Origin of the sequence: Peribacillus sp. YIM B13482 (genome assembly GCF_042787975.1) — a bacterium.
GTDB classification, from domain to species: Bacteria; Bacillota; Bacilli; order Bacillales; family DSM-1321; genus Peribacillus; species Peribacillus simplex_A.
This window is the reverse complement of sequence record NZ_JBHZPF010000104.1, coordinates 1-6555: the sequence shown is the minus strand read 5'-3', so window position 1 is coordinate 6555 and position 6555 is coordinate 1. Positions and strand designations below refer to the sequence as shown.

Genomic DNA, 6555 nt, shown 5'->3' with positions numbered 1-6555 from the left:
CGTAAACGCCTGTGGGGTCTCACCTGTCCCGCTGCTCCCGCAGGAGTCTCGCACTTCCGCTCCAATCAACCTTAAATGGTTTCGTTTTAAAAACAACAATCTTTACGAAAAGAGCCTAAAAAATAAACAAAGGGGATAGATCACCTATCACCCTATTACACCATTGTTGTATCATTATTTAAACGCTAATCGATTAACGAAACTGCGGAATTAGTCCAAATCTTCAAATCCATATTTTTTAAAAACCTTGTCAGAATCTACACTTTGAAGATAGTCGTAAAATAGCTGTGCTTCCTTTCGGTGTGAACTATTATTGATCATTCCTACCGGATAAATGATCGGATCGTGTAAATCTTCCTTGGCTGTTGCAACGATATCAACTTTTGATGAGTTCATGGCATCCGTCTTATAAACGAGCCCAGCGTCCACGTTCCCTGTTTCCACATATGTAAGCACTTGCCGGACATCCTTGGCATATATCAATCTATCTTCAACCTCTTTCCAGAGATTCATGTTTTCCAATGTCTGTTTCGCATACTGACCTGCCGGTACAGACTCTGGCGTACCGATCGAAATTTTAGTAGCATTTTTTAGGTCTTCCAAGGATTCCATTTTCTTATCGGAATCCTTTGGCACCACCAGCACCAGTTTATTGCCGACTAAATCGATCCCGTTTTTTTCTTCTATAAGATCTTCATCTACTAATTTATCAAATTTATCTTCAGCAGCTGAGAAAAACAGGTCCACAGGTGCGCCTTGGGAAATTTGCTGCTGAAGAGCTCCCGAGGCTCCAAAGTTATAATTAACTTTCACATTTACATTCACTTTTTCAAATGAATCTTTTATATCATTTAAAGCATCTTGCAAACTTACAGCTGCGGAAACCGTCAATTCCACTTGCTCCGCCTTCATTTCTGTGTTTTCCGCTTCATCATTTGAACACCCTGTCCCCACTGTCACAAGCAGCATAATCGAAAAAATCATAAAGTATATTTTTTTCAAAATCGCTCTTCCTTTCTAACCAGTTATAACTAGTTATATCTAATTATAACTAGTTAATCTAACATTTCCTATTTATCCATGATTTTACTTCCCAAAGGGCACTAAGATACAATAAGGACGGAGGGATGCACATGTCGCAGGAGCTATCCTATACAATCGAAGAAGTGGCACAGCTTTTAAAAGTATCTAAATTGACGATATATGATCTTGTTAAAAAAGGGAAACTGCCTGTATTCCGAGTGGGCAGGCAAATGAGAATGGATGCAAAGGATTTAGAGAAATATATCACTGACAGTAAGTCCCTTACATCCCCGGGTCCTATCGCCGAGCCCCATCGGAACGAAGAGAAGGGCACACCAACCCTTGTCATCAGCGGGCAGGACATGGTTTTGGATATACTGGGGCAGTACATCGAGAAGGATTCCGGCCATAAAACATTACGATCGAACACAGGAAGTTTAAGCGGGCTTATATCCATGTACAATGGCGATTCCGACATCGTGAGTATGCACATGTTTGATGGAGATACGGGTGAGTATAATCTTCCATATATAAAAAAGATCTTGGTTGGCTATCCTTATATTTTATTTAATCTCGTTTCAAGGAATGCTGGTTTATATGTTAAAAAAGGGAAGCCTTTCAATCTCACCACCTGGAATGATTTAAACAAGGATCACTTGACCATCATCAATAGGGAAAGAGGATCTGGTGCAAGAATCCTTCTTGATGAGCAGCTAAGGATCCATAAGATTCCGCCTAAAAGCCTTAAGGGGTATGAAAATGAGGAAACCAACCATTTAAGTGTCGCATCAGCTGTTTCATCAGGTATTGCGGATGTCGGCGTTGGAATTGAAAAAGCGGCAAAAATAGTCGGAGTCGACTTCATTCCATTGATAACGGAACGTTATGACCTTGTTCTATTAAAAACCCCGAAAAACGAGCATATCATAAAAATCGTCAAAAGAATTTTATCCTCGAATCCATTTCAAGCGGAAATCGATACTTTAGGTGATTATGATATTTCCAGGACAGGCTCGATCATTCACGAGACATTTTAAAAAGGAAGGCTACTGTAACAGCAGCCTTCCTTTTTACTTTTCTTTTTTTTTCATATTTCCTAAAGAGCACATTCTTCGATTTCAAACCCCAGGTCTTCGATGATTCCCCAATCCGCCGTTGGTTCTTGACCAGCTGTCGTTAAATAATCTCCGACGAAGATGGAATTGGCTGCATAAAGTGCCATTGGCTGCATGGAACGGAGATTGACCTCACGACCGCCGGCCAGACGGATTTCTTTGCTCGGGTTGACGAATCTCATCATCGAAATCAGTTTCAGGCATTTAGTGGGGGTCAACTCGGAAGTTCCCTCAAGAGGCGTTCCGTCAATTGCATTGAGAAAATTACAAGGAATGGAATCCGCATCAAGGCTGCGTAAGGATAGAGCGATTTCCACTGCTTCCGCAGCAGATTCACCCATACCGAAAATGGCACCTGAACATGGGGACATTCCCGCATCTTTCACAGTTTCGACTGTATCTACCCGGTCCTCATATGTATGTGTTGATGTAATATTGCTGTAGTTTTCCTGTGATGTATTTAAGTTGTGGTTATAGCGATGAACGCCCGCTTCTGCTAGTTTGCCGGCATGTTCCTCATTCAGGAAACCTAAACAGCAGCAGATTTTAAGATCCGTCGTTTCACGGATTTCTTTTACCGCTTCAATGACATGATCAATTTCCCTGTTGGTCGGACGACGGCCAGAAGCAACGATGCAATATGTACCCGCTTTACGACGGATTGATTCTTGCGCTCCCTCGACAATCTTTTCTTTAGTCAGCCATGCATATTTATCGATCGGGGCTTCCGACACGATCGACTGCGAGCAGTAGCCACAATCTTCGGGACATAATCCTGATTTCGTATTGATGATCATATTCAATTTGACCTTTTTTCCATAATGATGCTTGCGTATGAGATATGCTGCATTCAAAATTTCCAAAACTTCGCCATCTGGGGCTTGTACGATTGCTAATGCCTCTTCGGCCGTAACTTTATATCCTTTAATCACGCTCTCCGCTAACATCTTCCAATCCCTTACTAATGTTTCCAAATCCAATCCCTCTTTTCTTTTAATGTTGTCAATTCCTTTCCATGAATCTGCCGCGATTAATTAAGAAGAACTCGCGAAGTTCCAATCGATACGAATGCTGGTGCCTAGACCCCGTGCTTATGTACTTCCTTGGAAAGGAGCTTGGCCAGGGCAAGAATCGATGCTTCCATCCCGACACCTGCAGATAAAGTGAAAGCTAACGCTCCGACTCTAAAGAGATCGTCTACAAAGACCTGCTTCCTGCGATTTATCCCACCTTCTGCTGCTACCGCTTTTTTAGGGTGTCCCCATTTCGATATCAATCTTTCCCTTCAAACCAAAATGTTCGGAAGTTCCCCACCAGTCACATTTGCATCACAGACCATAATGCTTTGCATTTAGAATGGCAGAAAATGACTGGTAACGGAGCATTAAGTGAAATAAATGGGCAATAACCAGCCCTCAATCCACTTAATATGTTAACTAAAATAATTTATAGTTAACATATGGATGAATAATACCATACAAACAAAATATTATTCAATGGCTATTTTTCAATATTTTCCTAGTTTGTCCTTGAAAAACTGAGAAGGCATGCACTTTATATGTTAACCTAAATATTAATTAGTTGACATATAAAATAGAAATCAGGCAAACTAATAGTGGGCAATTTGCCTGCCATTTCTAAAAAAGGTGGTGAAAACCTTGAAAGCAAGAACGATTTCTTATGTGGCCCTTTTTACTGCGTTAACCGCAATTGGCGCCTTTATTAAAATACCTATCCCTTATATACCATTCACACTGCAAATTCTGGCAGTCTATTTGGCAGGCGCATTGCTGGGGCCCCGTCTTGGGTTGCTCAGTCAGTTATGCTACGTCTTGATCGGACTTATCGGGTTGCCAGTGTTTGCTGAAGGCGGGGGAATCGGCTATATATTCAAACCCACTTTCGGCTATTTGCTCGGATATATTCTGGGAGCCTATGTAAACGGGTGGCTGATCAACCGGTTTTCCCTCTCCACGATTCGTTCCATATTCCTTGCTAACGCTGCCTCTTTGCTGACCGTTTACTTCTTCGGCTGCATATGGCTGTATGGTGCAATGAAGTGGATTGTGGAAACGCCGCTTTCAATCAACCAAACGATTCTTTACGGCTTCTTATTACCGGTACCCGGTGATTTACTGCTGTGCATTCTATGTGCTGTCATCATTCAACAAGTACGTCCGCGAATTGCAAGATACATAAACGTAAAGGAGCTGAATCATCCATGGGCCAAGCCTACTTCATAACCGGAACTGGCACGGATATTGGAAAGACAATCGTCACGAGTGCACTTTATCTTTCTCTTCAAACGTTTGGAAAAACCGTCACGATATTCAAGCCATTTCAAACAGGAATCAATGAGGAAACGAATACATACCCGGATATTTCTTGGTTTGAGCAAGAACTAGGTGTAAAGGAATCAGGGTTTTACACACTGGAACCCGAAACCTCCCCACATTTGGCGATTAAATTAACCGGGAGTCAAATCGATGAGAAGAAAGCCGTGGAAAGGGTTCATGAACTTGAGGAAATGTATGACGTCGTATTAGTTGAAGGAGCAGGCGGATTGGCTGTTCCGCTCATTGAACGGGCGGAAGGTTTCTATATGACGACGGATTTCATAAGAGATTGCGGCATGCCTGTCGTATTCGTATCCACAAGTGGTTTAGGAGCGATTCATAATGTCGTGACGACCCATTCTTATGCACAAATCCATGATATATGCGTTAAAACCATTTTGTATAATCATTACCGGCCAGAGGATCGGATTCATCAAGACAATATCGAAACCATTGAAAAGCTGACAGGGCTGAAGGGGCTCGCCTGCATTCCAACACTGGCCGATGTTAGAAAAGATTTGAGGATCTGCATCCTTGATTTACTTGGTGACCAAAATTATACCCAACAATTGAAAGAGGTGTTCAAAGCATGAACAGTCAGGATTTAGAACAATGGGATAAGGAATATGTATGGCACCCGTTCACGCAAATGAAAACGTATCGGGAAAGTAAACCGCTGATCATCGAACGCGGCGAAGGCAGCTATCTGATTGATGTGGATGGCAAACGCTATTTGGACGGCTATGCTTCATTATGGGTGAATGTGCACGGACATAACGAGCCGGAATTAAACGGAGCCCTTATTGAACAAGTGAATAAAGTCGCGCACTCCACTCTGCTGGGATCTGCAAATGTACCATCGATCTTACTGGCAAAGAAACTGGCAGAGATCACTCCTGGTCATTTATCGAAAGTCTTCTACTCTGACACGGGATCTGCCGCTGTGGAAATCGCCCTTAAAGTCGCTTATCAATATTGGCAGAATATCGATCCCGTCAAGCATCAGAATAAAAACAAATTCATCTCCCTTGACGAAGCATACCATGGCGATACTGTCGGTGCCGTGAGTGTGGGCGGAATGGATCTATTCCATAGAATCTTTAAGCCCCTCTTATTTCAACGGATTTCCGCCCCTACACCATATGCCTATCACATGACTGAATATGGAGATCAAGAAGCAGTGAAAAACCATTGCTTGATGGAACTGGAGAAGTTGCTGCAGGAACAATCAGAGGAAATTGCCGGATTGATCATCGAACCGCTTGTGCAGGGGGCGGCAGGTATCATAACCCATCCCCGGGGCTTTTTGAAAGAAGTTGAACAATTATGCAAGAAGTACGATATCCTCCTAATTTGTGACGAGGTGGCCGTAGGGTTCGGTCGCACCGGTACGATGTTTGCCTGCGAGCAGGAAGATGTCGTCCCTGATATCATGTGTATGGGCAAAGGGATCACTGGGGGATATATGCCACTCGCAGCCACCATCATGAACGAGCAGGTCTTTCAATCCTTTTTGGGAGAACGGGAAGAACATAAAACCTTCTATCACGGCCACACCTATACAGGAAATCAGCTAGCCTGTGCACTGGCCCTGAAGAATATCGAGCTAATGGAAAGCCGGAATCTCATTAAAGACATCCAGAAAAAATCAAAATACCTAGCCGAAAGACTGCAAGCGCTATACGAACTTCCGATCGTCGGCGATATTCGCCAGCGCGGCTTCATGATTGGAGTGGAAATCGTTAAAGACCGTGAAACAAAAGAAACGTTCACCCTCCAAGAGAACATCGTTTCCAGGATCATCCATACAGCACGGGAAAATGGCCTGATCATCCGGGAACTTGGTCCAGTCATCACGATGATGCCGATCCTTTCCATGTCAGAAAAGGAACTCGATTTCATGGTCGAAACGGTCTACCGTGCCATCCAGGAAGTCTCCATTCATAAAGGATTGATTCCAGCAAACTGATCCAAAATTCAAGCGAAAAAAGGGCACCTCAATGAGGAGGGCACTGAAAAAGTCCCTTCGGGCCAATAGAGGTAGTTTTTCTCAGTTTATTCTGAGGAAATCTACCTTTTTT

At 43.1% G+C, this 6555-nt stretch carries 7 protein-coding genes; 4 read left to right on the top strand and 3 right to left on the bottom strand.

The genetic code is table 11. The annotated features are described in order from the left end of the window. Positions 1-210 precede the first annotated feature (210 nt). Complete coding sequence (gene modA / locus ACFX4L_RS24670) at positions 211-1002, bottom strand: molybdate ABC transporter substrate-binding protein (protein ID WP_377406564.1); 792 nt, start codon at positions 1000-1002, stop codon at positions 211-213. Positions 1003-1133: 131 nt separating this feature from the next. On the opposite strand from modA, the gene ACFX4L_RS24665 reads away from it, so the two are divergent. Beyond that, complete coding sequence (locus ACFX4L_RS24665) at positions 1134-2060, top strand: substrate-binding domain-containing protein (RefSeq protein ID WP_377406562.1); 927 nt, start codon at positions 1134-1136, stop codon at positions 2058-2060. Positions 2061-2119: 59 nt separating this feature from the next. Here ACFX4L_RS24665 and bioB read toward each other — a convergent pair whose 3' ends face one another. Continuing rightward, positions 2120-3085 carry a biotin synthase BioB gene (gene bioB / locus ACFX4L_RS24660; protein WP_217899806.1) on the bottom strand — a complete coding sequence of 322 codons (966 nt, stop codon included), beginning with the start codon at positions 3083-3085 and terminating at the stop codon, positions 2120-2122. Between the two features lie 131 nt (positions 3086-3216). Beyond that, positions 3217-3414, bottom strand: a complete 198-nt coding sequence (locus ACFX4L_RS24655) for a hypothetical protein (RefSeq protein WP_377406560.1) — start codon at positions 3412-3414, stop codon at positions 3217-3219. A gap of 382 nt (positions 3415-3796) precedes the next feature. On the opposite strand from ACFX4L_RS24655, the gene ACFX4L_RS24650 reads away from it, so the two are divergent. Genes ACFX4L_RS24650 through bioA form a run of 3 tightly spaced genes read left to right on the top strand, consistent with a single transcriptional unit; the run spans position 3797 to position 6443 of the window. Then, positions 3797-4381, top strand: coding sequence for a biotin transporter BioY (locus tag ACFX4L_RS24650; RefSeq protein WP_377387511.1), 585 nt, complete (start codon positions 3797-3799; stop codon positions 4379-4381). Next, positions 4360-5067, top strand: coding sequence for a dethiobiotin synthase (gene bioD, locus ACFX4L_RS24645; protein WP_377387508.1), 708 nt, complete (start codon positions 4360-4362; stop codon positions 5065-5067). The genes ACFX4L_RS24650 and bioD overlap by 22 nt, the downstream gene beginning before the upstream one ends. Next, positions 5064-6443 carry an adenosylmethionine--8-amino-7-oxononanoate transaminase gene (bioA, locus tag ACFX4L_RS24640; protein ID WP_377387505.1) on the top strand — a complete coding sequence of 460 codons (1380 nt, stop codon included), beginning with the start codon at positions 5064-5066 and terminating at the stop codon, positions 6441-6443. Before bioD ends, bioA begins: the two co-directional genes overlap by 4 nt. The last annotated feature ends 112 nt before the right edge of the window (positions 6444-6555 follow it).

Coding starts and splice junctions, on each gene's coding strand:
- ACFX4L_RS24665 (WP_377406562.1), top strand. CDS start 1,134: ATGTCGCAGGAGCTATCCTATACAATCGAAGAAGTGGCACAGCTTTTA.
- bioB (WP_217899806.1), bottom strand. CDS start 3,085: ATGTTAGCGGAGAGCGTGATTAAAGGATATAAAGTTACGGCCGAAGAG.
- bioD (WP_377387508.1), top strand. CDS start 4,360: ATGGGCCAAGCCTACTTCATAACCGGAACTGGCACGGATATTGGAAAG.
- bioA (WP_377387505.1), top strand. CDS start 5,064: ATGAACAGTCAGGATTTAGAACAATGGGATAAGGAATATGTATGGCAC.